Below are 23,251 nucleotides of genomic sequence, written 5' to 3'. Positions count from 1 at the left end.
GTGAATATAGTTCGCATATGCGAACTGAAAGGATCAAGAATAAATCAGACAATCTACATCGTCTGGACACCATGATTAGAGGGGGACATTCATGAAACCTGTCCTGATTTTTTTGATTGGCTCTGCCGGTTCAGGCAAATCGACCATAGGCAAAAAACTCGCTTCTGCACATCACTTTTGTTATCTGGATAAAGATACGGTATGCAACACATTTACGGGAAAGCTATTGGAAGCGCAGGGGTATTCCCCTCATGCTCGTGACGGCAATGCCTATTATCGTGACACCGTTATGCCGCTCGAATACGAAACCTTGTTAAACGTGGCAAACGACAATCTTCAGTTGGGCAGATCCGTCATTCTAGATGCACCTTTTGTCGGCTATTTTCCCGAAAGCGATTACATTCATCATTTGATCGTCAAATATCATTGGGTGGCTGTCATTCCTGTCGTATTGCAGGTAAATGTGCGTGAGGATGTGCTTCGTCAACGGTTGCAGAACCGTGGTCTGGAGCGGGACGCATGGAAGCTGGATCACTGGGAAGCCTTTGTACAGGCGCTGGAAGCCAATGTGTGCATGTGGGAAAACATTGAGGTTATTTCTGTGGACAACAGTTCAGATGAATTTGATCTAGATCGACTGACTGCTCTGCTGCCCATGTCCACCATGCCGTCTTCAAGTCCCAAAGAGACTACGGGCATGGGAATCGAGTAAATTCAAATCGCTATTGTGATCAAAAAAGTGCACGGAAAGCATATGGCCTCCCGTGCACTTCATTATATTTCATAGGCAGCGACGGCATATCGCATTACTTTTTCTGCTGCTTATGCTCTAGGTTTTGTCCACTGCGGCCGAATCCGTTGATTCAGCTGATTCAGGCTCCATAATTTCAGTGGCATCCGGGTCCAGCCAATTGGCAAGCAGAGTCCGCACATATTGCAAATCACTCTCTGACAAATCATAGTACCATGTGCCGCTGCGCGTTGCGCCCTCACCCTTCAGCATGTAATTGCTGATTGTTGGCGTGCTGTCTTTCATATATAGAGACTCGGCAAATTTCACGATGAAATCCGAGTTCATGTTGGTTGTAAAATTCGATCCAGCGATTTGGATAACGTCGGGGATCTTGGTCAGATTTTTGACCTCAAGCGCACGATTCATGAAGGCACTTAGAAAAAGACGGTGCCGCATCGTCCGATTGAAATCGGAATCTTCCCGGTAACGCACATAGCCCAGCGCTTCTTCGCCGCTGTAGATCGGTTTGTTCGCTTCAACAAACAGCTTCTCATGCGTTTTCAATTTGTTCTCAATATTTTTCTTAATCGGCAATTCAACACCGCCAACCGCATCAACAATATCCTTGAGTCCGTTAAAATTAATCGCGGCATAGAAATCGACTTTGTTTTCCAACAAATGCTCCACGGTATCCATCGCCATCTTGGCTTCACCATGCGCATAGGCTGAATTAATCTTCGATTTCACATCCCGGCCGATAATATCGGTATAGGAGTCACGCGGAATCGACAGTAGCAACACTTTATTTTCTTCAGGACGAACGACAGAATAGATGATCGTATCGGAACGGCTTGGTTCGTTATCCCGTTGGTCAATCCCTAGCAACAACAGCGAGAATGGATCGGTATGTTCTACAACGGGTGCATCCTGATCGCCAACCGGCTTGAAGGATTCATCAAGGGCTTCCTTTACAGTACCCGAGGCAAACAGGTTAAATGCCAGCAGGACGAGTTGTTTTTGATAGATAAATCCGACTCCCCCCAGCACAATGAGTGTGCTCAGGATGATGATTAGAGGCTTCTTCCATCTCTTCTTCGGTTTCTTCGGCTTCCGTCGGGTTAAATGTGCAGCACTGTTCTCCATCATATCTCCTTTAATAACGGTCTTAGAATCATTTAACTATATTAATAACACGTTTTCAATAGATTACGTTATAATCTGCTATACAAGAAATGACAGAGAAGGAGCGATGAACGATGGAATATCGACGTTTGGGGAATAGCGGTCTGCGCGTTTCCGCACTTGGACTCGGCACCAATGCCTTTGGTAAACGGGCGGACGACCCGACTTCCATCCGCATTATTCATGCGGCACTGGATCAGGGAATCAATTTTATCGATACCGCCAACATCTACGCCGGAACAGAATCAGAGCGAATTATCGGACAAGCCCTGGCAGGCAGACGGGAAAACGCTGTGCTTGCTACCAAAGCCGGACTTCCCCGGCATGAGGGTCCCCATGGGCGCGGTTCCTCCCGCTATCATTTGCAGCAAGAGCTTGAACATAGCCTGCGGCGTCTGCAAACGGACTATGTGGATCTGTATCAGATCCACACCTTTGATCCGCACACACCGCTGGATGAGACGCTGCGCACATTGGACGATATGGTCACTTCCGGCAAAGTCCGCTATATCGGAGCTTCCAACTATGCAGCCTGGGAGCTGATGAAGGCTCTTGGTACCAGCGAATTGAAAGGATACGTACGTTATATCTCGACCCAAACCAGCTACTCTCTGGCTGATCGCACACCTGAGCTTGAACTCGTGCCGATGTGCGTTGATCAAGGTGTCGGTATCATTCCATATTTCCCGCTGGCTGGCGGCATTCTGACAGGCAAATACAACGGTGAAGCGGTCGTACCTTCCGGTTCCAGAGCGGATACCGATCCGGCCTTCAATCGTTTCCTGCTGGAACACAATATTAAATTAGGTGAGCAGGTCAGTGAAAAGGCAAAGACGTATGGCTGCTCCCCAAGTGTCCTGGCGCTTGCCTGGCTGCTGGCACGCCCTGCCGTTTCGACGGTTATCGTTGGGGCAACGAGTACGGAACAGCTGGAGCATAATCTGGCTAGTCTGGACATGAAACTGACCAATGATATGATTGCCGAGCTCGACCAACTTAGCGACTCTTTTCGTTATGGTAAGCCATTTGCGACTTATCGGATTGATTGAAGCAACAGAAAAAACCTCCCGGCTAAAAAGTCCGGGAGGTACAACTTCACTACATACTGTAGTCTAATAAAGCATAGAAAAAATCTTTCTATTGAATTAAACATCTGTTTTATATCGAATAAATTCCTGCATGATTTCCATGTATTCGTCCTTACGATCACTTATATTATCAAAGAACACCTTGTCCGCAGCTTCAACTAGATGAATACCTTCAAGGGCCAAGCGGGTTCCTTCCGGCGTTGTTGTAATAATATTCGCACGGGTATCGGTAAGATGACGCTTGCGAGTTATTAGCTCTCTCTTTTCAAGAGCACGGAGCACTTGAGAAGTAACGTTAACATCCACATTGGCAAATTGCGCAAGCTGGACCTGGGTTACTCCCTTACCCTCTGTATCGCGTTCATTGAGCCACACACAAGCATGCAACAATACAAATTGGGGTTGTGTTAATTCCAGAGGCTCGAGCACCCTCCGTATTTCCCTTTGCCACATCGTAGTCACCTGCCATAGCAGATATCCCGGACTTTCCTGAGCATTTTTATACCGTGAGCTTTCCATCTCATATACCTCCATCATTACACCTTGAGCTTCATCCTATCTTATAACGCTTGTCGGAACGCATGCGTTTCAACGTTGTACATTTTTAGCGAAAAACATCAGCGTGAAGGAATAAATTGCTTGACCCATTGACCAAATCCATGTGGATTACGGCTCTGAATCAGGACCGTCCCTTCACCCCGGAATCTACATACTAATCCTTCTCCACTGGTCACGCTGGATAACCAGCCTTGTGAAGCTTTCTCAATGCGATAATCCATATAATTGGGCCATGCAACCAAGTGGGCATTATCCACGATCACTTCTTCACCCGCAGTCAGATGGATCGCATGGATTGCACCATAGGAAGATAGAAACACCGTTCCTCGACCACTGATCTCTATAATAAAGAATCCCTCTCCCGAGAAGAGACCTTTCTTCAGGTTTTGCATTTTGGTATTCACCTGGATGCCTTCCGTTCCGGCCAGGAATCCATCTTTCTGGACGTAGAGCGAATAGGAGCCATCCAGTTCAATCGCCTCCACATCCCCCATGCTGGAGGGTGACAACAGAATTTCCGCAGATCCCCCTGCCGCCGTCAATTCCTGAAAAAAGAATTTCTCGCCGCTGATCATTCGTCCGAATCCGGCAAACATACCGCCTTCAGCAGATCCCTTCAAGTCAACGGTTGGTGTCATAGATACCATGGCCCCGCTTTCTGCCTTGAACCGTTCTCCCCGTTGCAATTGCACTTTAAGCATCGCAAATGCACCATCGTATAGAATTTCATAGTTCATGGCTTCATCAGCTCCTTGTTGTCCGTGTTAAAATCGTTTAACCCATTATCCTCCAACACGGAAGATTTGTCTCCGTATTCCTTAATAATGTGCTGATCTCCCCAGTTGCATAGGGCATTCAGGATCGGCTCCAAACTTCGGCCATATTCACTCAGTTCATACTCCACCTTGGGAGGTACCTGATTATACACAATGCGGTTCACAATCCCGTCATCTTCAAGCTCCCTTAGCTGCTGCGTTAACATTTTCTGCGTAATTGCGGGCATAATACGCTTGAGATCACTCGTCCGTTTCTTCCCGTGTGTCAGATGGCAGAGGATGACGCATTTCCACTTGCCTCCGATGACTTCAAGCGTCGCTTCAACTGAAATATTATATTTCTTTCTGATCATGCGGCATGTCCTCCCTGGAATCGTTATTCATAAAAGCATTTGCTATATAGGCACTAAAAAGTACGTAGGGTACTAAAAAGTACGTACTATTCATTTTATGTCGAATAACTCATAATAGCATTTGCCGGTACGTAAATCTACATTCTGGGGAGTTGAACAAGACATGTTACATGATTCAAAACGCAGTACCTGGGCACTGCTGGCGCTGGCAATCAGTGCGTTTGCCATCGGCACCACTGAATTTATCAGCGTTGGTCTGCTGCCCCTTATTGCAGATGACCTGGGCATTTCCGTAACGACAGCGGGACTGACCGTTACTTTATATGCATTAGGCGTAACCTTCGGGGCACCGATCCTGACCTCATTGACGTCAACGGTGTCACGCAAGACGCTGCTGCTTGCCATTATGGTTGTTTTCATCGCCGGTAACACCATGGCGGCGCTCTCGAGTGGAATTACCATGCTGCTCATTGCGCGAATTGTCTCCGCCTTGGCACACGGCGTATTCATGTCCATTGGTTCCACCATTGCGGCAGACCTGGTTCCTGCAAACCGCCGGGCGAGCGCCATTGCTATCATGTTCTCTGGCTTGACCATTGCGACAGTAACCGGTGTACCCCTGGGTACACTCATCGGTCAAAACCTGGGCTGGCGCGCAGCTTTCATTCTTATCGTTGTCGTAGGTGTTGTGGCCTTCATCGGCAACATGATTCTAGTACCATCCACATTGCAACGCGGAACGCGAACTGCCTTCCGAGAACAATTGAAGCTAGTCACAGGCGGACGGTTGCTGCTGGCTTTTGCCATTACCGCTGTGGGATATGGGGGAACGTTTGTGGTGTTCACGTACCTCTCCCCACTATTGCATGATATCAGCGGATATTCCGAGAAAACGGTCGCGGGAATTCTGCTGCTGTACGGGATCGCCATTGCTATCGGCAATATTATCGGAGGGAAAGCCGCCAACCGCAATCCGCTCCGAGCACTCTTCTATATGTTTATCATTCAGACCGTCATTCTGGGCATACTGTATTTCACAGTTCCATTTAAGCTGGCAGCATTACTCACCATACTCGGCATGGGCCTGCTTGCCTTCATGAATGTGCCAGGGCTTCAGATGTACGTCGTGACGCTCGCAGAACGTTATGCTCCACAAGCCAAAGACGTCGCCTCCGCCTTTAACATCGCAGCCTTTAACGCAGGTATCGCAATTGGTGCATATTTAGGCGGTGTAATTACAGATTCCATCGGTCTGATTCATACCACATGGGTTGGTGCAATTATGGTTCTGACTGCTGTGCTTCTGACTGGCTGGGCAAGAGCGCTTGATCGTAAAGACCCCTACTCTCCATCAGAGACGTAAGACAGGTTCATTCAGAGAGATCAGCCTAAACGCGTGTCTTTCCAGCGTTGAAGCCACAACTCGGAACCGGTTTCGCCTTTTATTTTAATCTAGTATAATACGTTAATTCGAATTTAATCTACTATGATTTAATGAATGATACTAGGATTCAACGTTTTACAACTAACTATCATTTTGCTTCATAATATGAGGAGGACTTCACATGACAGCACAACATTTACAATCCACAGTAGCTTTAAATAACGGCGTTCATATGCCTTGGTTCGGACTGGGCGTATTTAAGGTAGAAGAAGGAGCAGAATTAATCGAGGCCGTTAAACAAGCCATTTCTCACGGTTACCGCAGTATTGATACAGCTGCTATATACGGCAACGAATCCGGTGTAGGCCAAGCGATTGCCGAGGCATTGAGAGAGAATAATCTGAAACGTGAAGAATTGTTCATTACGTCCAAAGTGTGGAACGCAGACCTCGGATATAATGAAACGCTTGCGGCATATGAGACAACGCTGAACAAACTTGGACTGGAATACCTGGACCTGTATCTGATTCACTGGCCAAAAGCAGGCAAATATAAAGGCGCATGGAAAGCAATGGAGGAACTGTACAAAGCAGGCCGCATTAAAGCCATTGGCGTCAGCAACTTCCAGATTCATCACCTTGAAGATCTGTTGCAGGATGCTGAAGTGAAGCCCGTAATTAATCAGGTAGAGTACCACCCTCGTCTGACTCAAGCTCCGCTCAAAGCATTCTGTGAGAAAAACGGAATTCAATTGGAAGCTTGGTCCCCGCTGATGCAGGGTCAACTTCTGGACAATCCGGTCCTGACCGAAATTGCCACTGCGAAAGGTAAATCGGTAGCGCAAGTCATCCTGCGCTGGGACTTGCAGAACGGTGTCATCACCATTCCGAAGTCTACCAAGGAAAAACGTATTGTCGAGAACTCTTCCATCTTCGACTTTGAATTGTCCAATGATGAGATGGAGCGTATTAGCGCCCTGAACGAAGATGTTCGCGTTGGACCTGATCCTGACAACTTTGATTTCTGATTTGAAAAATATGTCTAGGGTCTCATCTCGTTTTTCCTCATGATTGTTAAAATTAAAGGGCGAATTAACTTGTAAAAGTTTCTCGCCCATAGCCGATTGTTTATTCAATCGGCTTTTTTATTTGTGCTTCTTCTCTATTAAACGGACTAAGAAAAAGACGTCCCCGGATAATATAAAAACATGCTAATCAACTTTATATTGCGTAACGCAACGTAATATTATATTATATATTTACAAGATCTTCTCTTCACTGATTGCAGGGGGCATCCAGAAGAAGAGAACCCCCCATCTTGATAAATCATAATCATGAAGGAGCGATTTATTATGGCAATGGGAGATCCACTTCCGAATTTACCTGGTCTGACAGAATTCGATAACCTTGATACAACTGACTTGCTGGCACGGCTCATTTACGCTGAGGCATCTACACAGTCCAAAACCGGTAAAGCTGGTGTAGCATGGGTAGTGAGTAACCGTGTTGACAAAAACTTGAGCGAATTTGGTGGAAATACGTACAAGGGTGTCATCCTTAAAACAAATGCTTTTGAAGGAATGACGAGTAGTAATGCCCGCCAACCCAATACATCGAGTACAGCTTGGAGTGATTCGGTTGAACAAGCACTTGCCTCTTCACGTCTTTCTAACCCTATTGGAACGTGCCTATGGTTTGTAACCAACACCTACTTTGCCTCTAAAGTAATTAAATCCGGGACTACAGAGTATTGGAACTTTGGTGCAGGCAACAACAAGATTGTAGAGAAGAAAGTACTTGGAGACCACACGTTTTACAGAGTTGAAGGCTATTAATACTCAGATACTCAGAATAAAAGAAGGAAGCTCATAATGAGCTTCCTTCTTTTGTAATCTCTATTTTAGACGGTTCTAATTTCCCATTAACAAATGCAAATCTAACTATCGCATCTCCTAAATAATTACCTGTTGAAATCTGAATTGGTAACTCCGCAATAAGTTGATTATCCTTTATTCCAAATTTCAATATATTCTGAACCGTCGGTTGTTCAAACCAATCGTTTGAATCGCTCTCACTGAATTCAAATAAGTGCTCCTGACCATCCACGGAAAGTGTATACTTCCGAATGCCCTTATCTGTTTTTAGATCAACTTTAATATTACTCAGAACGAATTTTCTTGGATCCGAAACTGATATTTCTGTAAAATCTGATTTAAGCGCATGCACTTCTGAATCATGTACTCCAGTCCCTGTGCCTTTGGTCAAAACAATGACAATTTCATCTTTCCCATCTGCATTTAAATCAACGACCGATATTTGCGGATAAAAGGAGGGGTTCGTTACATTGATCCAATTGAATGTTTTCGTTTCTCCATTTATTACGACATCTAATGACGAAAACATGTCTTTTTGTGCTTTATCTTGAACACCATAAATAGCAATTTTCTTGTCTGAAGTCTCAGATAATAGTGTATTAGGAGTCGATGTAGCTGGTGTTGTAGTATTTTCTTTGGACGCGTTTTTATCTATCTTTGCTGGACTTGATGACTGATTATTCATACCACATCCAGATAACAAAATAGCTCCTACCAATGTGACAATAATGATTTTCTTCAAACATATATCCTCCATTTCAAGTTTTTTTTAGTATACACATTCTTTAAATCCAATAAGTTTAAAAAATGTATTTTATTTTAAAAAAAAGTAACATTTCAACTCCAGAATATTACTATAGTCCCCTATCGTATCCGGTTAACCAAGCAATCGTATCATGCTCTTCTTTTGTAAGGTTCCGCCCAATACAAGCCTAAACGCTTTCCGTGAACTGGAACATACTGCTCCACTTGCCATTCCTCCATGACCCAACAGTCAGGCCGGAAATAACGTGCAAGCTCACGTTCGGCCCATTCTTTTCGGCCGGAGCAACTATTCACACCTATTTACTGTAAATCCATATACACTACAATTCCTTTCATTCTTAAACTATGTTATCAAAGGTGTATCTTCCATTCACACATTTACCTTTGAGATAAAAAAATTTAAAAAAATTGGATATTTCCACAACAAATATGCGAATGTTATCGTCTATAAAGACGAAACTATAATGCTTGAAATCTACGTCAAAGATCAAAACAAATACGAAAGAGGGTTGGTTTTTAATGAAAAAAACAGTAGCAGCATTAATCATATTAGGAGTGGTTACGGGATGTAGCACGCCGTCTTCAGATGCTCCTTCAGCAACGAATAGTACTACCAGTGCAACGGAGCAACCTGCTGCCAATGTAGTAGCACCTGAAACAAAGCAGTTTCAGTTGAAGTATACAACGTCTATAACTGCCGAGCCACTAACCAAAATCAATGCAGTAGAGCAATCTAAACAATTGAAGAGTCAAGCAGTTGATGAATCCACGGTTTTAACTTATAAAAAGAATGATAATGTAGAGAAAATTTATGCTGCACTTCAATCCAAAGACGGAACTTATGATATGGGACAGATCGGGTATGAAGGGGCCAGCGACTTTTCGACAAGTACAGTTGATGTTTTGGGTCAATCTTACGTTAAAGTGACCGGCTCTGTTGGAGCTAATGCCCCAATTTCTAATTATGTGTCGCTTAGCACTTCCCCCCCAACGGTGCTGCATATAGAAGCACATACTGTGGAGGCTGATGTTGATCAGGACGGGATTAAGGAGATCGTTGCTACCGTGGGTACAGCAGCGGAAACATCGATCTATAAAATGGAGAATGATTCCCTGGTAAGCGTAAATCTTAATGAAGTCATGAATGCCGCTGTAGTGATGTATGACCAGGAAACCAACATCTTCAAAGCAGAAGTGGTCAAAGGCGAGGTTTCACAATGGAAGATTGAAGATAACCAGTTAGTGCTCATTCCTTAGAAGCCTTCGGGCTTTTTTTTGTGATTTTATATTGCGTAACAATACGTTACATGTTATTATAAAAACAGAAAGAGAGTTTGGAATGAGAAGGAAGGGACCCCTCTTATTCTAAATGTCCCATCTCTTTCATCCTAAAATGAAATGAGGGATTTTCTCATGGCTAATACTGCTACTATTAATTTAATTACTGGTGACGTATATGGTTTGTACGTTAATGGAAAATATATTGTTGGTGACACGTTTTCTCGTGTAGATGCCGTTAAGCAGCGTTTGAATTACATTTTTGCCGATTCTAACCGGGATCTTGACTTTATTACCCCATCATATGAGAACGGACAATATGTCATTAGTTGTCCACGTGTACGCCGAAATGTAGGCCAGGTCACTTATCTGTACGACACAAACGGTAGTGACGGTTGGAAACAACATCCGTCTAAACTCTATGAACCGACCCACTGGAGCAACACAGGATCAAGCACCACACAAACGGCAATCATGACGGCATCCGGCCCTGTGCCGTGGCACAATGCCCTGTTGACCGCGAACCAAATTCGTGCGGCAGTTAATCCGAACTTTGCCAGCGCAGCCGGTCACAACCCACTTAGAGCGCTCGTCGCTCCGACAAATACAAGCGCTTCTGTGCAGAGTGTCATTTCTTCCAGTGCACGCTGCGATTTTTACGGCCACCCGTGCCAAGGTACTGCGGCTGGCACAACCTCTCCATCATGCTCAGGCTACAGCGACCTGAGCGCGTATCAGAATATTTCAAACGTCACTGCGGGTAACGGAGAAGTGCTTCACCCTGTCGATTTAACGTGTGCCATGACATCGACCAATAATTGGGGCAGCACATACCGTAATAAGTATATTAGAGTCACAAACCTTTCCAACAACCAATCTATCGTTGTTCGGGTAACCGATACTGCACCTGCTAATCGTGGTGTAGAATTGACATATCGCGCATGGGTAGGCATTGGTAAACCTTCTGGAGCAAACAGTGTAAAAATTGAACTCATGAGCTAATCATTGATAACCAAAAAGGCATGGCTCAATTAACAAAGAGTCATGCCTTTTTAGCGCTTCACAGGATAACGGATCTCACTACTTTTCAATAGCCCCGTATTCCCTCACTATTTTGTAAAAAGTGTTCTTTTTCAGATCCAGCTTCTTCATAAATTCTACAGCCGAGAGCTCATTATTCTTCCAGAGCTTATAGTTTGCATCCAGGATGCCCCTTTACCCTTTTTTATTAAACAAGATGGAAGTAAGCAAAGACCACTAATTCAGGAATGGATTGAAAAGGTACGCCACTTAAAAATCGTACTTGATCCGGACCAAGAAGATACAACAGGGGTTTTGTTCCATCTCACTATTTTTGAACAGGAGAAAGAAGTGTCATATATGATGCCTACCGATTTGAATCATCAGCGGATGGAGCCGCAATCGGAATTAGCAGACCGGCCTTCTCTTTTTCACCCCGCTTCATTTCCACATAAATCAATTCTTATATAAAACGAGAATAAATGAAAAAAGTTACTATTCCACAATTATAACGTAGCGTATCACTACGCATTATGATATGATATAAAAATACCTTTTTCAAAAAAAAGGAATCTATAGTAAATGAAGTTGCCACACTTTCCTCAAAATACATTATTTGATAAAAATAACAACAAAGAGTCAATATTGTAACCTGAAAAATCGAAACATACGGCTCCATTCAGACGTAAAAAATATACTCCTGTGGAAATTACACCCTTAACACGCGAACGTACGTTTGGTATAATGGACAGACCAAGTACAGAAACGGTTATTCAATTAAAAGGGGGTCTCTTGTCTTATGTTAGTATATGAAAATCAATTTCCTGAAAACTGCTCCATTTTGTTGCCAGTGGATGTAAAGCAACATATTATGGGGATCGTGGATGCTAGTCCGACATCTCAATTTTATTGTCATGTAACAACAGAAATGCCTAATCTCTATGTTTATCTGATTGAACACAACCCATCGGAAATGTATACCATTTATCATTTTTTTTCAAGTGATCAAATTGGAGAAGACTATTCCTATCAAAGTCTTTCCTCAAGTCAAATCAATATGATAAATCAATTGGTCCTAAAGGCTAATATTACTTAGCCTTTTTTTCCCTTGTCACACGTTCATACTCTTCTTCAATTGTTTTAGATAATAGCTCAGTTGCTGTCATATTCAGTTTTTTTGCAGCCGCAGCTAACTGTTTTTTAATGTACACAGGTACGTCATAATGGAATTTAACTTTATTTCCGTATGCCATAATTTATTCCCCCATAATTTCTTGGTATTTGTTTTCAATAATACGGATTAATAATTGAGTAGCTGACATTTCTTGTAATGCAGCTGCTTCAATTAGCTTCTCCTTAATTTCGGGCTGGAACTCATATGGTAATTTTAACTTTGGTTCTACCATACGACCATCTAATGACTTTTCAGCATCTAAGGCAAGTTTCACTAAAGTATCTAAGGACGATTCAATAGATGCTTCTCTTCCGTACTTGGGCAATACGCGTATTAAATACTGCTTTAAGGCCTTCTGATTTTCCTCCGGTATTTCTATACCTAGATTCTCACCATCTATCTTAAAGTCACAGTCCACCATAAACCCAAATAAATTGATACTATACTTCATATTTACTCTCCTTCTCAGCTACGGCTATTGTATAGCGATTTGAATCAATTCCATTTAGATTTGATCCAATACCTAATAAATCTGAAAAAATTGTATTGCCTTTAGTCTTATAATTCGCTATTAGACTATGTGTAGCAAGAACTACCAGATGTGATTGAGACAAGCCAGTATTATTAGCAATATTCAGTAGCTCTTCTCTAGCTTTTTCCGGAAGATAAACTGTGAGCCTAGAAGGCTTTTCTTTTGATTTCATTAATATCCCCCTATCTATATTTATTTTATCATAGCATACAATATATGTCATTGTAACATACATATTAAAAACCATAAAAAATATTGTACTGCAAAGACTTTACTATATTGTCATGCAACAATAGAAATTTCCTATGTCTATGTTTATCTAATCTAAGGCAAACGATCAGAAAACTATTTTGTTTTTTTCATGTATTTTCATATGAGCATATTGGTCAAGATTATTCTTACTAAAGAATTTTCTTATTGACCAAATCCATAGAATGCACGAATTGGTTTTACAGGCTAATCTCACTTAACCTCTTTTTCCTTTATCATACGTTCATATTCTTCTTCAATGGTTTTAGATAATAGTTCAGTTCCTGTCATATTCAGCTTTTTTGCGGCCGTAGCAAGTTGCTTTTTTATATACACAGGTACGTCATAATGGAATTTAACCTTATTTCCGTATGCCATTGTCTATTCCCCTATCCTATGATTTCTTGATATTTATTCTCAATAATACGAATCAATAATTGAGTCGCTGATATCTCTTGTAACGCGGCTGCCTCAATTAGTTTTTCTTTAATTTCAGGCTGAAACTCATAGGGCAATTTTAATTTAGGTTCTACCATACGGCCGTCTAATGTCTTTTCAGCATCCAGGGCAAGTTTTACTAAAGAATCTAAGGACGAATCATTAGAAGCTTCCCTTCCATACTTGGGTAATACGCGTATTAAGTAATTTTTCAATGCCTTTTGATTTTCCTCCGGTATTTCTATACCAAAATGATCACCATCAATCTTAATATCACAATCGACCATGAAACCAAATAAGTTGATACTGTACTTCATATTCACCCTCCTTTTCAGCTATGGATATTATATAGCGATTCGTAACGCCTCACAATATGTTTATCCCTGAAAAAAATTGTATTGATAATTGGCTATTAAACTATGTGTAGCAAGAACTACCAGATGTGATTGAGACAAGCAAGTATTATTAGCGATGCAGCAACTCCGTTCTAGCTTTTTTCAGAAAAATACACAGTGAGCCTAGAAGGATTTTCTACTCTATTCCATTAAAATAATCCTTATCATTATCACTCTCGTTATAACACGTTATATATGCTATTCTGACATTTATTATAACTCACTTTAATATATACCGGTACGTTACGTTATATAGTTTAATTAGGCTAAAGAAGGGAGGTTTTACTTATGGACCTACAGGCTGTTGTTCAGCTAATCGGAAACGTTGGATTCCCTATTGCTCTTTCCCTTATTCTTCTTCAGACTACTTATCAAATTTAACAAGCAAATGGACGGATTAGAGAAGCGTTTGGCTCCGCTTGATAAGACAATGAAACAGTTGGTTAGGACATTTCATCAAAGCACACCAAAAACGCTTCATGGCCAAGATAAAAAGGATGATGGTTGAAGTCGCATCCCTTGACTATTTTAAACTCCGTTAATTCTAATGGGGTTTAAAAAACCTTTTTTTCGACTCTATGGACGCTCAGAAATATCCTCCTTTCAGATCATCCTTCTGTTCCTGAAGACTCACACCTTTCTAGATTGTACATGGCAAAAAAGGCATCTCTAGATCTAAACTAGAAATGCCCTTTTTCTTTAATGTATATTTAAATCCGCTAAATACTTGTCCAACTCATTAAGGTTTTGAATTGTAAAAGATATTACTTGAAGGCTATTATCGAAGGCTAAGTAAAGTTCCAAGTTTCTACGGTCTTCTAAATCAAATATTAATACCTGGCCTAATTTAATACCTTTTTTTTTCAAAAAATCGATAATGGTATCTGCTCTTCCTTGGATATCTTGAGATCCTTTAAGTTCATATATCTTTATATCGCTGTTCTCCTTTTGAAATTCCAAAAGAGTGTTATTTAAAATAAACTGATCCTTAGTAATTTCTTTTCTATTAATTTCACCTTCAACACCAAAACGAGATAATATTTCGGTGTCTTCTAAAAGTTGTTTTCTTTCACTATTTGAATAAGAATAATAGAGATCATGTACAGTATGAAGCCCGGAAAGGTCTTTTTGGATACTATAAGAGTCTGATCGGTATAGATCTAGTGAATAACTTGTAGAAGATATTCCATACACCATTTCAAGCGGTCCAACATTAGGATCGTAGTCTGGAAGTATATATGATCTATCTCCAAATACGGTCTTAATTTTCTGCACCCACTCTTGGTATGCATCATCACCCTTAGCGTCACCATTCTCTGGACTTTGTGAACTACATGCTGAAAAAATAAATACTAAGCACCCAATGATAATAGATAGACGTAAAAGCTTAATATTAACCACCCACAATCTTATAATTATGACCTTACACTAATACCAATGCATAATCATATTTTACACTAAATTCCATAAAATAAAAATAGAGAAGGGGAAGTTCCCCTCTCTATTTAATGGCTTTTTTAATGCTTACACGTTTTGACCGACAGCTTTTCGGTAGGTCGTTGTGAAAGATACATCAGACAGTTGATTACTGTACCATGGCGATGTACCGCACCATGCACTGGCATAATTCATCAAATTATAAACGTTTTGTCCATAGCAACTATGAGACAATCTGGTGGCCCGTGTTGTCGTAGTTCCCCCATTTTCGGCAGTGAACGGGGTGAAATTCATAACCTCTCCGCCACAGATACTTCCGTTCCAGTTCGTAGTAGAATGTTTAATCAGATTTTCATTGGTATACGTATCAGTAGCTCCATCCAATGTTCGGATCAATCTTGAAATAAACTCTGCGAAGATTTTAATTGCTAGACCTCCAGCTGCGTTCTCAGTCGTAATCAGACTACCATTACCACGTAAATCGGCAGTGGTATACTTTGTGTTTTTCGCTTTGTTGTACGTATTAAGCATATCAGTACCAATTTGTGTTAAGCCATAGTACGGTCCAGCAGACACGACACCTCCTGATTCAATACTTACTACTGCAAGTAACAAACCTGGATTCATACTATAAGCACTTCCGTAAACATTGGCATAGTAGAGCCATTTCCTCACTGCGCTATTACGGATGTCATGCATATCATATCCTAGAGAATTACACGGAGGACACACTTCTACTTTAAAAGCCATATTGCTCATCAACCTTTCATCCATTGTATTTTGAAGAATAATTTTCAAATGAAGATAGAGATTAATGGGGTTGGAACAATACACGTGAACCCCTCACCTGTAATGTTCACTTTAAAGCTCTAAACACAGAATATCATATTACGTAACGTTACGCAATATGATATTCTGTGTTTGTTAATTATCTCGAATAATTAAGGAGTTTACATCATGATCAACAACGAGATTGTGGCTTGGCAATTGTCCAAACGGAACGATGATCAACTCGTATTGGATACGGTGGAGCAGTGAACACAAAAAAGAGACGTCACGGAAGCTGAGCTCCATTCGGATGAAGGCTTCCATTACACGTCTCAGGCGTACAACACACGATTCACGATTAGAAGCATTAGGCGTGAAAGGCAGCTACTCTCGCAAAGCAACCTGCCTGGATAACGCATACATCGAACCCTTCTTTTCGCATCTCAAGACCGAGAAGCTGTACCTTAAACTGTGTAATTCAGAAGCGGAGATTCGACAAGCGGTGGAAGATTGCATTTACGATTACAACTACCGACGCTTTATGCCAGACTCAAACAACGCGCACCGATTGAAAATCGATGCGCGCTGGCAACATAGCTTTTTTTCATCTGTCTTCTTGACAGGGGTATGACCAAGCCTAGAAGGCTTTTCTATCTATTCCATTAACATCATCCTTTCGTTATTCACTCCTGTTATAAAACGTAATATATGCTATTGTGACATTTATTATAACTTATTTTATTATATAGCGGTACGTTACGTAATATAGTATAATGAAACTAAAGAAGGGAGGTCTTTCTTATGGATCTACAGGCTGTTATTCAGCTAATCGGTAACGTTGGATTCCCCATTGCCCTTTGTCTCATTCTACTTCAAACCATTCTTGTGAAATTTAACAAGCAAATGGACGGATTAGAGAAGCGGTTGGCTCAGCTTGATAAGACAATGAATCTTTTAGTTAGGACATTTCATCAGAGCTCTTCACAACCAGCTATCCGCCAGGACCAAAAGAAAGATAGTTAATATTCGAATGTTTATCTCGTATACACATACAAACCCCTTGCAAATCTAACGGGGTTTGTATGTGTTTTTCCCTTCTGACCTTAAACAGCCCATTTAGCTTTTTTATGTGCCGTTTGTAGGTTATAATGTAAATAAATTCAATACTGCTTTCGAAAGTAGTATATATAATTAAGGAGGGGATGCAGATTATGAGCAAATCAATGGTAAGGAAATTGCTTACGCTTCTTGGAACTTTAATATTTGCTGTAGGTCTGGCCTTCATAATCATTGAAGAATTTACTTCATATATAACAATGGGTATCATTTTAATGGTTGTTGGGATCGCTATCATTCTTATCTCTAACTTTTACAGAGAAAAAAGAAGCCGGGATTAAGCCCGGCTTCTTTTTTCCAGCATCCTTTTTAGCAGTCAATACCTAAACCTACCAAACACCCTGCACAAGCTGCGAGACCAGCTCCTGTCCATACAGCTCCACAAGCTACAGCACAGAACGATTTAAGCCACAATGGTAAGCCTTCAAAACCCGCCTGGAGGCAATCTTGCAGCCCCATAGTTGTGACTTCTCCTTTTACAACCGCTTGGCCATTCACCTGTGTTTCAATGTACTGATCATTTTTGTATATCCCTTTTACCTCGCGTTTTTCTTCAGCATCAGAGAATGCCAATGTAAAACCATCTTGAGTTTTTTCAATAGACATGACTTTGATATTTTTAATGAATTGTCTTTCATCGTAGTACACTGCAATGAATTTATTTACGTTAGCCGTAGTCTCCTGAATAGGAATAAGCAGATTTTTTGTTGGAATTCCCTTGTAATATTGCCATTCCGCTTGACTCATATCAATCGAATATTTAGCTGTCAATGCAACATAATTAGAATTACTATTTAGGTTTTGAATAAGAGAATCATTTACCTCTACCTTTGCAGCCGTGTGGAACTCTTCTTTAGGATTAAAATTTACATTTTCAATCATACAAATATACCTCCCTATTTTATTATTTAACAGTTAATACCAAATCCGACTAAACAGCCAGCACATACTACACAAGCAGGAACTACAACCCCGAAACATGTTGCACAAGATCCACCACATGCAGCTTGAATGTACCAAGGCAAATTTCCCCATTCTTTCAACAAGCAGTCGGCTAAATCTAAAGTAGTCACATCTCCATTTGAGGCCCGCTCATATTGAATTAATTCATACTCATTGTTAAATGTTCCTGTCACTTCAAGATTACCGTTCAAATCTTCATATCTTAGTTCCAAATTTGAACTATAATCCATTGTAAACAGTTGCGTCTTAATGCTGTCTTCATCGCTGTTACTTACAAGTACAGACACAAATGCCTCAGTATTTCGATTTAAAACAGGAATCAATACAGCATAGTATCTCGCTCCACGATATATATGCTTTGTAATGTTAGTAAGGTCAAGTTGATTGAATTTCATAAATTTTTTAACATCCAACAGACTAATGATTTTATCGACAATAGAATCATTTTTAGTCAATGGAATTTCAGTGTGAAAACCTTCGTCATAGGCAAGATTGTTTTGAATAGCTTTTACGAATCTGTTTTGCATCTTCAATCACCCTTTTCTCCCGTTCTGGGATATTTTCGTATTAAACATCTGAACTGTAGAGATTTAATGGGGTTGTAACAATACACGTGAACCCCTCACCTGTATTGTTAACTTCAAAGCTCTAAACACAGAATATTATATTGCGTATCGTTACGGAATATGATATTCTGTGTTTGTTTAATAAACTCGAATAATTAAGGAGGTCTCATCATGATTTGTCGTGATCAATTACTTAAAAGTATTCAAGCTGTCCATTTAGCTGTTCTTTCCTACGCAAACTGCATCTGTGAAGAGATTGATGAAAAAGAGAGGGAAATGCTGTTTAGATCTGGGCTTGTGTTGTCCAATCAGCTTGCTGAACTTAGAAAGGTTTACATCAAGCAATACAAGGTTGATCCAATTACAGGGTTTCAACCAATTACGCTTTCTTGCACTTGCCAAAATAAATAAAGGAACTAAGCCAATCAGCCCCAAGTCTATCTTGGCTCCGTGCGGGTTATAAAACGATGTTCTGGAACGTAGAGCGCCTTAAACGGGGCGCTCTTTTTATCGCTCCGATAAACCCGCAGCGGTACGTACCGACTTCTTAGGTGGACGCTTTTGCCGTTTTAGAGCCGATAACATTAGCCCTAATGCTTCTCCTAGTCTTCTTCCTTTGTGGTAGCTTCAGCCTACGTTCGGTCCTACTACAGTATGGACCAAAAATCCCCAGTGTTATCCTCGGCCTGCTTATTACGGGATACTAACCACGGCGAGAGTTTCATTCATATGAGCGAAAAACCACCGGATCAAGGACCGGTGGTTTTTCTAGTCAACTGCACATTTCAATTAAAAATGTTGTATTTCAATTTTTAACTATTGAAGCTGCCACAAGGCAGGCACATTGGATGGTTCCCACCCCGTCAAGGAGGTGTGGGGCTGCAAACATTTATACGTCTTGCCGCTATATGTGACCAGTTGCCCAGCAGTATAAGCTGTGTTGGCCTGCCATGCGGATACGCCAGGATTCGTCGTTTCAGCGGCCGTCTTCACGCTCACCGCGTTGCTCGCTGCAGATACATTGCCTGCCGCATCCTTTGCTTTTACCGTAAATGTATACGAGGTATCCGCCGCAAGCCCGCTGATCGTTGCCGTCGTTCCAGTCACCGTTGTTGCCAGTGTCGTTCCGTTGTACACGTCATAACCCGTTACACCCACATTGTCAGTGGATGACGTCCAGCTCAGCGTTATGCTGGATGTCGTTTGCGCGGTCGACGCAAGGTTCGTCGGTGCAGTTGGCGCTTGCGTATCGCCTCCCGGCTGAGCCGTTGTGCTTACAATTACAGCATTACTGGCCGCAGACAGATTGCCTGCCGCATCTTTTGCTTTTACCGTGAAAGTATATGAAGTCCCCGCTGTAAGTCCGCTGATCGTTGCTGTCGTTCCGGTGACGGATGTCGCAAGATTAGCGCCATTATAGACGTTATAACCGGTAACGCCTACATTATCCGTTGAAGCATTCCAGGCCAGCGTTACCGAGTTTGCTGTCACGCCTGTCGAACGAGCATTCCCGGGTACGCTTGGTGCCGTCGTATCTACTGGTGGCACTGTACCTCCGGTAGGCAGATCGGCTTTCAGTTTGTTTTGGAGTGTTTTGTTGCGGTCACCGCTGAGCTCCCAGAACATCGCTCCGCCGAGTCCTTTGCTCTTGATATAAGCCGTTTTATATCCAACGGACTCCGCATCGTCATAGCTGATAAAGCGTTTGTTGGACGCATTGTAGAGATATGGCACTTTGGCTGTGTCATTCCAGTAACGCGTGTATCCGTTTTTGTTGATGTAATTGGCTTCCAGATCGTAGAAGTCAAAGGAGCCTGCTTCCCATGTTCCAACGGAAGAACCACCTGTGCACGTCTGATACTGGCCGTTTCCTGCCTGTGCACATCCATCCCAGCCACGGCCGTAGAATGGAACACCAAGCACGAGTTTAGCAGCCGGTACGCCTGCATCCAGATGCCCTTGTGCTCCGGCTGCCACATTAAATGTATTGGCATCTGGCACGCCAGCGGCTGAAGCCGCAGGATCATAGTTCAATGGCGCATTATGTGCGCTGATCTTTTGCCAAGCCCCGTTAAAATCGTATGTCATAATATTAATCCAATCGACGATGGCAGCAATTTTTGCAAGCTCCGTATTGGCAGCATAGGTCGCAGACGCACCGCTTGCAATCGTAAGCAGATACTTCTTGCCGTCCACAGCTCCCGCTGCATCCAATTTTTCACGGATTTTGCTCAGGAGCAATGTGTAGTTTTGCTTATCTTCAGGACGTTTGCTGTTACCATCGAGACCGCCTGATACCGGGTACTCCCAGTCCAGATCTACCCCGTCAAAATTGTACTTCCGCAGGAAATCGACGGCGGAATTCGCAAAGACCTCTCGGGTTGCAGCAGTCGCGGCTACATCAGAGAAACGGTTGGACCACGTCCATCCTCCGACGGAGATAATAGTCTTCAGGTTAGGATTGGTTTGTTTCAACTTGTTAAGCTGATTGATATTACCTGCAATGGGCTGATCCCACGTATCGCCTGCAAATGTCTTGCCCGTATCGATCCATGGATCGCCGAGCACGATTGTTCCGTTCGGGACATTAATCGTTTGGCTTTTTTCATTCTGACAGGTCCAGGTTACAGGATTGGGGCCCGAAGGGTCCGGATTTCCATGAATGCCGTTCCAGCAAATATCAGCAAACGCATAGTTGATATGCGTCACTTTGGTCGGGTCGATGTCAGCTACATTATAGTTTCTGCCGTACGCCGCCCAGGATGGGTAGTAACCAACGATTTTATAAGAATCTGCTGCTTCGGCCGTGGCAGGTTGGAGCGCGAAGGAAGGAACGATGACGGATAAGAGCAGGGACAGACCAAGGAAAAACTTTGCAGTCTTCTTAAAAGCAGTGTGTTTATTTAAATGGATCATTTAATACACAACCTCCTCTGTCTTTTGCGTGCTAAGTCCATTCAGGAATGGACGATGTGCGTTCGAGAACTGGTTATTCGTATATGCGTCCCAGTTGATTGACCAGGTCATAATGCCCTTGAGGCCGGCATAGCCCGCAGGCTGGCGCAAGGTATAGGAACCGCCGTATGATACTCCTTTGATCAGATAATTCAATGCTTTTTGCAGCTCAGCTGGCGCCGTATAGCCGCCTCCAGCCGCTTGCTGGGAAGCTGGCACACCAATTGCAATCTGGTCCGGGCGCAGAGGACTAAAGAATGGACCCGAGCTTCCGCCTACGTTAAACCCTTGAAGCAGCATTTCGGCCATGGCGACATGGAAATCGGCTGTTCCTTGAGCGTAAGAACGTCCATCCAGCCCCACCATCGAACCGGTGTTATAGTGCTGCACATGAAGTAGAGTCAGGTCATTGCGCAAGGCGTGAATCACTGGAAGATACGCCCCCCAAGGACCACCATAGTTCAGATATCCGCCTTGTACGTAGGCCGTTTCCGGTGCAGCCGTCAGGACAAAATTGGCACCAAAGTGTGATTTAAGCGCTTTCACTCCATTAATCAGGTTAACGATCTTCGGCGTCGTTGGACTGCGGAAGTCGGTATCGCCCGCATTTAAAGACAGGGAGCTTCCTTCAAGATCGATGTCGAGGCCATTGAATCCGTAGGTCGAAATAATGGATTTGAGGGAATCCTCGAACTGTTGTCTCTTCGTCGCATCTGTGAGCTCAATCGTGCCATTAGCTCCCCCCATCGAAATCAGTACCTTTTTCCCTTGGCTTTGAAGGTATGCAATGTCCGACTTGAACTCTTCTACCGTAGCGTTATACGGAGTAAAAGCGAGCGTTCCGCTGCCGGGTGAAATCGGCTCCGCAAAGGAGACATTAATAACGTCATAAGCTGTTGACACATTGCGCAGTTTAATGTTGGTAGAGCCATTATCGAAGTTGTGCCAGTAGCCGATCAGCCATTTGCTGCCGCTAGGCCCAGGATTCGAAGATCCGTTGGAAGTGGTAACGCTGAGAGAGGTGCTTGCTGCGGACAGATTGCCTGCCGCATCTTTTGCTTTGACTGTAAAAACATATGTGGTGCCAGCTGTAAGTCCTGTAACTACAGCCGTAGTCGTTGAAGTGTTCGCCGCGAGAGTACCGTTTCGGTACACTTCATATCCGGTGACACCCACATTGTCCGTGGATGCGTTCCAGGTAAGATTGACCGATGTATCCGTGACGAGGGATGAGGTTAAACCTGCAGGAACGGAAGGTGGGGTCGTATCCGGAGTTGGAGTCCCCCCTCCCGTACCTTCCCCGACGTATTTCCACAATGCAGGCACATTGGAGGGCTCCCATCCGGTCAAAGCCGTATGGGGCTGAATACATTCATAATCTTTATTTAAATAGGTTACTAGATCTCCTTTTTTGTATGCGGTGCCTGCCTGCCACTGGGCAGCGGCGTCTGCTCTTGGTGCAAACCACGTAATAATCAGAAGAAATGCCAAAGCGAATGTAATGACCGGGCGGAATCGAACAGCTTGATTCAAGCAAAATCCCTCCTGTATTCAGATTATTTTCACCTTGCAAACAAAGCTTCACTGGTGCACTTACATGTGATCCGCGATCTATAGAGCTTATAAAACCGTCTGACGATAAGCGTCG

At 42.8% G+C, this 23,251-nt stretch carries 28 protein-coding genes; 12 read left to right on the top strand and 16 right to left on the bottom strand.

What is annotated here, in order from left to right; genetic code table 11:
• Nucleotides 1-91 precede the first annotated feature (91 nt).
• Nucleotides 92-712: a P-loop nucleotide/nucleoside kinase family protein gene (locus BMW94_RS03525; RefSeq protein ID WP_090994563.1), complete on the top strand. Its 621-nt coding sequence runs from the start codon at nucleotides 92-94 to the stop codon at nucleotides 710-712.
• Nucleotides 713-829: 117 nt separating this feature from the next.
• On the opposite strand, the gene BMW94_RS03520 is transcribed toward BMW94_RS03525, so the two are convergent.
• Nucleotides 830-1,879 carry an LCP family protein gene (locus BMW94_RS03520; protein ID WP_368086890.1) on the bottom strand — a complete coding sequence of 350 codons (1,050 nt, stop codon included), beginning with the start codon at nucleotides 1,877-1,879 and terminating at the stop codon, nucleotides 830-832.
• A gap of 110 nt (nucleotides 1,880-1,989) precedes the next feature.
• On the opposite strand from BMW94_RS03520, the gene BMW94_RS03515 reads away from it, so the two are divergent.
• The gene (locus BMW94_RS03515) at nucleotides 1,990-2,964 is read left to right on the top strand and encodes an aldo/keto reductase (protein ID WP_090994559.1); all 975 of its coding nucleotides are present in this window, start codon (nucleotides 1,990-1,992) and stop codon (nucleotides 2,962-2,964) included.
• A gap of 96 nt (nucleotides 2,965-3,060) precedes the next feature.
• On the opposite strand, the gene BMW94_RS03510 is transcribed toward BMW94_RS03515, so the two are convergent.
• The 3 genes from BMW94_RS03510 to BMW94_RS03500 form a co-directional block, all read right to left on the bottom strand.
• Nucleotides 3,061-3,522 (bottom strand): MarR family winged helix-turn-helix transcriptional regulator, encoded by a 462-nt coding sequence (locus tag BMW94_RS03510; protein WP_167434700.1) that lies wholly within the window; start codon nucleotides 3,520-3,522, stop codon nucleotides 3,061-3,063.
• A 98-nt stretch (nucleotides 3,523-3,620) separates the two neighbouring features.
• The gene (locus BMW94_RS03505) at nucleotides 3,621-4,298 is read right to left on the bottom strand and encodes a TIGR00266 family protein (protein WP_090994555.1); all 678 of its coding nucleotides are present in this window, start codon (nucleotides 4,296-4,298) and stop codon (nucleotides 3,621-3,623) included.
• On the bottom strand, nucleotides 4,295-4,690 hold the full coding sequence (locus tag BMW94_RS03500; protein WP_024629739.1) for a winged helix-turn-helix transcriptional regulator: 396 nt from the start codon (nucleotides 4,688-4,690) through the stop codon (nucleotides 4,295-4,297). The genes BMW94_RS03505 and BMW94_RS03500 overlap by 4 nt, the downstream gene beginning before the upstream one ends.
• A 163-nt stretch (nucleotides 4,691-4,853) precedes the next feature.
• Between BMW94_RS03500 and BMW94_RS03495 the strand changes: the two genes are divergently transcribed.
• From BMW94_RS03495 to BMW94_RS03485, 3 genes are all read left to right on the top strand, one after another.
• Nucleotides 4,854-6,053 carry an MFS transporter gene (locus tag BMW94_RS03495; RefSeq protein WP_090994553.1) on the top strand — a complete coding sequence of 400 codons (1,200 nt, stop codon included), beginning with the start codon at nucleotides 4,854-4,856 and terminating at the stop codon, nucleotides 6,051-6,053.
• Nucleotides 6,054-6,255: 202 nt separating this feature from the next.
• A complete protein-coding gene (locus BMW94_RS03490; RefSeq protein WP_090994551.1) occupies nucleotides 6,256-7,101 on the top strand; it encodes an aldo/keto reductase in 846 nt (281 codons plus the stop codon).
• A gap of 324 nt (nucleotides 7,102-7,425) precedes the next feature.
• Nucleotides 7,426-7,908, top strand: coding sequence for a cell wall hydrolase (locus BMW94_RS03485; RefSeq protein WP_175480567.1), 483 nt, complete (start codon nucleotides 7,426-7,428; stop codon nucleotides 7,906-7,908).
• Between the two features lie 31 nt (nucleotides 7,909-7,939).
• Here the strand turns inward: BMW94_RS03485 and BMW94_RS03480 are convergent, their stop codons facing one another.
• Nucleotides 7,940-8,689: a hypothetical protein gene (locus tag BMW94_RS03480; RefSeq protein WP_090994547.1), complete on the bottom strand. Its 750-nt coding sequence runs from the start codon at nucleotides 8,687-8,689 to the stop codon at nucleotides 7,940-7,942.
• A 542-nt stretch (nucleotides 8,690-9,231) separates the two neighbouring features.
• On the opposite strand from BMW94_RS03480, the gene BMW94_RS03475 reads away from it, so the two are divergent.
• The 3 genes from BMW94_RS03475 (at nucleotide 9,232) to BMW94_RS03465 (ending at nucleotide 12,106) form a co-directional block, all read left to right on the top strand.
• Nucleotides 9,232-9,969, top strand: a complete 738-nt coding sequence (locus BMW94_RS03475; RefSeq protein WP_090994545.1) for a hypothetical protein — start codon at nucleotides 9,232-9,234, stop codon at nucleotides 9,967-9,969.
• A 156-nt stretch (nucleotides 9,970-10,125) separates the two neighbouring features.
• The gene (locus BMW94_RS03470; RefSeq protein WP_090994543.1) at nucleotides 10,126-10,992 is read left to right on the top strand and encodes an RlpA-like double-psi beta-barrel domain-containing protein; all 867 of its coding nucleotides are present in this window, start codon (nucleotides 10,126-10,128) and stop codon (nucleotides 10,990-10,992) included.
• Nucleotides 10,993-11,809: 817 nt separating this feature from the next.
• Nucleotides 11,810-12,106: a hypothetical protein gene (locus tag BMW94_RS03465; RefSeq protein ID WP_090994540.1), complete on the top strand. Its 297-nt coding sequence runs from the start codon at nucleotides 11,810-11,812 to the stop codon at nucleotides 12,104-12,106.
• On the opposite strand, the gene BMW94_RS30360 is transcribed toward BMW94_RS03465, so the two are convergent.
• From BMW94_RS30360 to BMW94_RS03440, 7 genes are all read right to left on the bottom strand, one after another.
• Nucleotides 12,099-12,263, bottom strand: coding sequence for a hypothetical protein (locus BMW94_RS30360; RefSeq protein ID WP_167434698.1), 165 nt, complete (start codon nucleotides 12,261-12,263; stop codon nucleotides 12,099-12,101). The two genes, BMW94_RS03465 and BMW94_RS30360, sit on opposite strands and share 8 nt — an antisense overlap.
• 3 nt (nucleotides 12,264-12,266) lie before the next feature.
• Nucleotides 12,267-12,635, bottom strand: a complete 369-nt coding sequence (locus tag BMW94_RS03460) for a hypothetical protein (RefSeq protein ID WP_090994538.1) — start codon at nucleotides 12,633-12,635, stop codon at nucleotides 12,267-12,269.
• Nucleotides 12,625-12,888, bottom strand: a complete 264-nt coding sequence (locus tag BMW94_RS03455; RefSeq protein WP_090994536.1) for a hypothetical protein — start codon at nucleotides 12,886-12,888, stop codon at nucleotides 12,625-12,627. The genes BMW94_RS03460 and BMW94_RS03455 overlap by 11 nt, the downstream gene beginning before the upstream one ends.
• A 290-nt stretch (nucleotides 12,889-13,178) precedes the next feature.
• Nucleotides 13,179-13,343 carry a hypothetical protein gene (locus BMW94_RS30355; RefSeq protein ID WP_175480566.1) on the bottom strand — a complete coding sequence of 55 codons (165 nt, stop codon included), beginning with the start codon at nucleotides 13,341-13,343 and terminating at the stop codon, nucleotides 13,179-13,181.
• Nucleotides 13,344-13,354: 11 nt separating this feature from the next.
• The gene (locus tag BMW94_RS03450; RefSeq protein WP_090994534.1) at nucleotides 13,355-13,720 is read right to left on the bottom strand and encodes a hypothetical protein; all 366 of its coding nucleotides are present in this window, start codon (nucleotides 13,718-13,720) and stop codon (nucleotides 13,355-13,357) included.
• A 777-nt stretch (nucleotides 13,721-14,497) separates the two neighbouring features.
• Complete coding sequence (locus BMW94_RS03445; protein WP_090994531.1) at nucleotides 14,498-15,199, bottom strand: hypothetical protein; 702 nt, start codon at nucleotides 15,197-15,199, stop codon at nucleotides 14,498-14,500.
• 123 nt (nucleotides 15,200-15,322) lie between these two features.
• Nucleotides 15,323-15,862, bottom strand: coding sequence for a hypothetical protein (locus BMW94_RS03440; protein WP_139209290.1), 540 nt, complete (start codon nucleotides 15,860-15,862; stop codon nucleotides 15,323-15,325).
• Between the two features lie 376 nt (nucleotides 15,863-16,238).
• Here BMW94_RS03440 and BMW94_RS31220 point away from each other — a divergent pair, with 376 nt between their 5' ends.
• The 3 genes from BMW94_RS31220 to BMW94_RS03425 all read left to right on the top strand — a co-directional run bounded on the left by BMW94_RS31220 (nucleotide 16,239) and on the right by BMW94_RS03425 (nucleotide 17,400).
• On the top strand, nucleotides 16,239-16,634 hold the full coding sequence (locus tag BMW94_RS31220; RefSeq protein WP_139209289.1) for an integrase core domain-containing protein: 396 nt from the start codon (nucleotides 16,239-16,241) through the stop codon (nucleotides 16,632-16,634).
• Nucleotides 16,635-16,804: 170 nt separating this feature from the next.
• A complete protein-coding gene (locus BMW94_RS03430) occupies nucleotides 16,805-17,026 on the top strand; it encodes a hypothetical protein (RefSeq protein ID WP_090994526.1) in 222 nt (73 codons plus the stop codon).
• A gap of 188 nt (nucleotides 17,027-17,214) precedes the next feature.
• Entirely contained in the window at nucleotides 17,215-17,400 is a 186-nt protein-coding gene (locus BMW94_RS03425; protein ID WP_090994524.1) for a hypothetical protein, read from the top strand.
• Nucleotides 17,401-17,428: 28 nt separating this feature from the next.
• Here the strand turns inward: BMW94_RS03425 and BMW94_RS03420 are convergent, their stop codons facing one another.
• Both BMW94_RS03420 and BMW94_RS03415 read right to left on the bottom strand, forming a co-directional pair.
• Entirely contained in the window at nucleotides 17,429-18,001 is a 573-nt protein-coding gene (locus BMW94_RS03420) for a hypothetical protein (RefSeq protein ID WP_090994523.1), read from the bottom strand.
• Between the two features lie 26 nt (nucleotides 18,002-18,027).
• Nucleotides 18,028-18,615: a hypothetical protein gene (locus tag BMW94_RS03415; RefSeq protein WP_090994521.1), complete on the bottom strand. Its 588-nt coding sequence runs from the start codon at nucleotides 18,613-18,615 to the stop codon at nucleotides 18,028-18,030.
• A gap of 204 nt (nucleotides 18,616-18,819) precedes the next feature.
• Here BMW94_RS03415 and BMW94_RS03410 point away from each other — a divergent pair, with 204 nt between their 5' ends.
• Nucleotides 18,820-19,059, top strand: a complete 240-nt coding sequence (locus tag BMW94_RS03410) for a hypothetical protein (RefSeq protein WP_090994520.1) — start codon at nucleotides 18,820-18,822, stop codon at nucleotides 19,057-19,059.
• A gap of 405 nt (nucleotides 19,060-19,464) precedes the next feature.
• Here the strand turns inward: BMW94_RS03410 and BMW94_RS03405 are convergent, their stop codons facing one another.
• Both BMW94_RS03405 and BMW94_RS03400 read right to left on the bottom strand, forming a co-directional pair.
• Nucleotides 19,465-21,564 (bottom strand): glycosyl hydrolase family 18 protein, encoded by a 2,100-nt coding sequence (locus BMW94_RS03405; protein ID WP_090994518.1) that lies wholly within the window; start codon nucleotides 21,562-21,564, stop codon nucleotides 19,465-19,467.
• The gene (locus tag BMW94_RS03400; protein ID WP_090994514.1) at nucleotides 21,565-23,136 is read right to left on the bottom strand and encodes a chitinase; all 1,572 of its coding nucleotides are present in this window, start codon (nucleotides 23,134-23,136) and stop codon (nucleotides 21,565-21,567) included.
• Between the last annotated feature and the right edge of the window lie 115 nt (nucleotides 23,137-23,251).

This window comes from Paenibacillus sp. OK003, from assembly GCF_900109515.1.
GTDB lineage: Bacteria > Bacillota > Bacilli > Paenibacillales > Paenibacillaceae > Paenibacillus > Paenibacillus marchantiae.
Note: the sequence above shows the minus strand (reverse complement) of the source record. Positions and strands in the feature narration are given on the sequence as shown.

Excerpts from the sequence above, each read along its gene's own strand:
- BMW94_RS03525 (WP_090994563.1), top strand. The coding sequence starts at position 92 with ATGAAACCTGTCCTGATTTTTTTGATTGGCTCTGCCGGTTCAGGCAAA.
- BMW94_RS03520 (WP_368086890.1), bottom strand. The coding sequence starts at position 1,879 with ATGATGGAGAACAGTGCTGCACATTTAACCCGACGGAAGCCGAAGAAA.
- BMW94_RS03515 (WP_090994559.1), top strand. The coding sequence starts at position 1,990 with ATGGAATATCGACGTTTGGGGAATAGCGGTCTGCGCGTTTCCGCACTT.
- BMW94_RS03510 (WP_167434700.1), bottom strand. The coding sequence starts at position 3,522 with ATGGAAAGCTCACGGTATAAAAATGCTCAGGAAAGTCCGGGATATCTG.
- BMW94_RS03505 (WP_090994555.1), bottom strand. The coding sequence starts at position 4,298 with ATGAACTATGAAATTCTATACGATGGTGCATTTGCGATGCTTAAAGTG.
- BMW94_RS03500 (WP_024629739.1), bottom strand. The coding sequence starts at position 4,690 with ATGATCAGAAAGAAATATAATATTTCAGTTGAAGCGACGCTTGAAGTC.
- BMW94_RS03495 (WP_090994553.1), top strand. The coding sequence starts at position 4,854 with ATGTTACATGATTCAAAACGCAGTACCTGGGCACTGCTGGCGCTGGCA.
- BMW94_RS03490 (WP_090994551.1), top strand. The coding sequence starts at position 6,256 with ATGACAGCACAACATTTACAATCCACAGTAGCTTTAAATAACGGCGTT.
- BMW94_RS03485 (WP_175480567.1), top strand. The coding sequence starts at position 7,426 with ATGGCAATGGGAGATCCACTTCCGAATTTACCTGGTCTGACAGAATTC.
- BMW94_RS03475 (WP_090994545.1), top strand. The coding sequence starts at position 9,232 with ATGAAAAAAACAGTAGCAGCATTAATCATATTAGGAGTGGTTACGGGA.
- BMW94_RS03470 (WP_090994543.1), top strand. The coding sequence starts at position 10,126 with ATGGCTAATACTGCTACTATTAATTTAATTACTGGTGACGTATATGGT.
- BMW94_RS03465 (WP_090994540.1), top strand. The coding sequence starts at position 11,810 with ATGTTAGTATATGAAAATCAATTTCCTGAAAACTGCTCCATTTTGTTG.
- BMW94_RS30360 (WP_167434698.1), bottom strand. The coding sequence starts at position 12,263 with ATGGCATACGGAAATAAAGTTAAATTCCATTATGACGTACCTGTGTAC.
- BMW94_RS03460 (WP_090994538.1), bottom strand. The coding sequence starts at position 12,635 with ATGAAGTATAGTATCAATTTATTTGGGTTTATGGTGGACTGTGACTTT.
- BMW94_RS03455 (WP_090994536.1), bottom strand. The coding sequence starts at position 12,888 with ATGAAATCAAAAGAAAAGCCTTCTAGGCTCACAGTTTATCTTCCGGAA.
- BMW94_RS30355 (WP_175480566.1), bottom strand. The coding sequence starts at position 13,343 with ATGGCATACGGAAATAAGGTTAAATTCCATTATGACGTACCTGTGTAT.
- BMW94_RS03450 (WP_090994534.1), bottom strand. The coding sequence starts at position 13,720 with ATGAAGTACAGTATCAACTTATTTGGTTTCATGGTCGATTGTGATATT.
- BMW94_RS03440 (WP_139209290.1), bottom strand. The coding sequence starts at position 15,862 with ATGAATCCAGGTTTGTTACTTGCAGTAGTAAGTATTGAATCAGGAGGT.
- BMW94_RS31220 (WP_139209289.1), top strand. The coding sequence starts at position 16,239 with ATGATCAACTCGTATTGGATACGGTGGAGCAGTGAACACAAAAAAGAG.
- BMW94_RS03430 (WP_090994526.1), top strand. The coding sequence starts at position 16,805 with ATGGATCTACAGGCTGTTATTCAGCTAATCGGTAACGTTGGATTCCCC.
- BMW94_RS03425 (WP_090994524.1), top strand. The coding sequence starts at position 17,215 with ATGAGCAAATCAATGGTAAGGAAATTGCTTACGCTTCTTGGAACTTTA.
- BMW94_RS03420 (WP_090994523.1), bottom strand. The coding sequence starts at position 18,001 with ATGATTGAAAATGTAAATTTTAATCCTAAAGAAGAGTTCCACACGGCT.
- BMW94_RS03410 (WP_090994520.1), top strand. The coding sequence starts at position 18,820 with ATGATTTGTCGTGATCAATTACTTAAAAGTATTCAAGCTGTCCATTTA.
- BMW94_RS03405 (WP_090994518.1), bottom strand. The coding sequence starts at position 21,564 with ATGATCCATTTAAATAAACACACTGCTTTTAAGAAGACTGCAAAGTTT.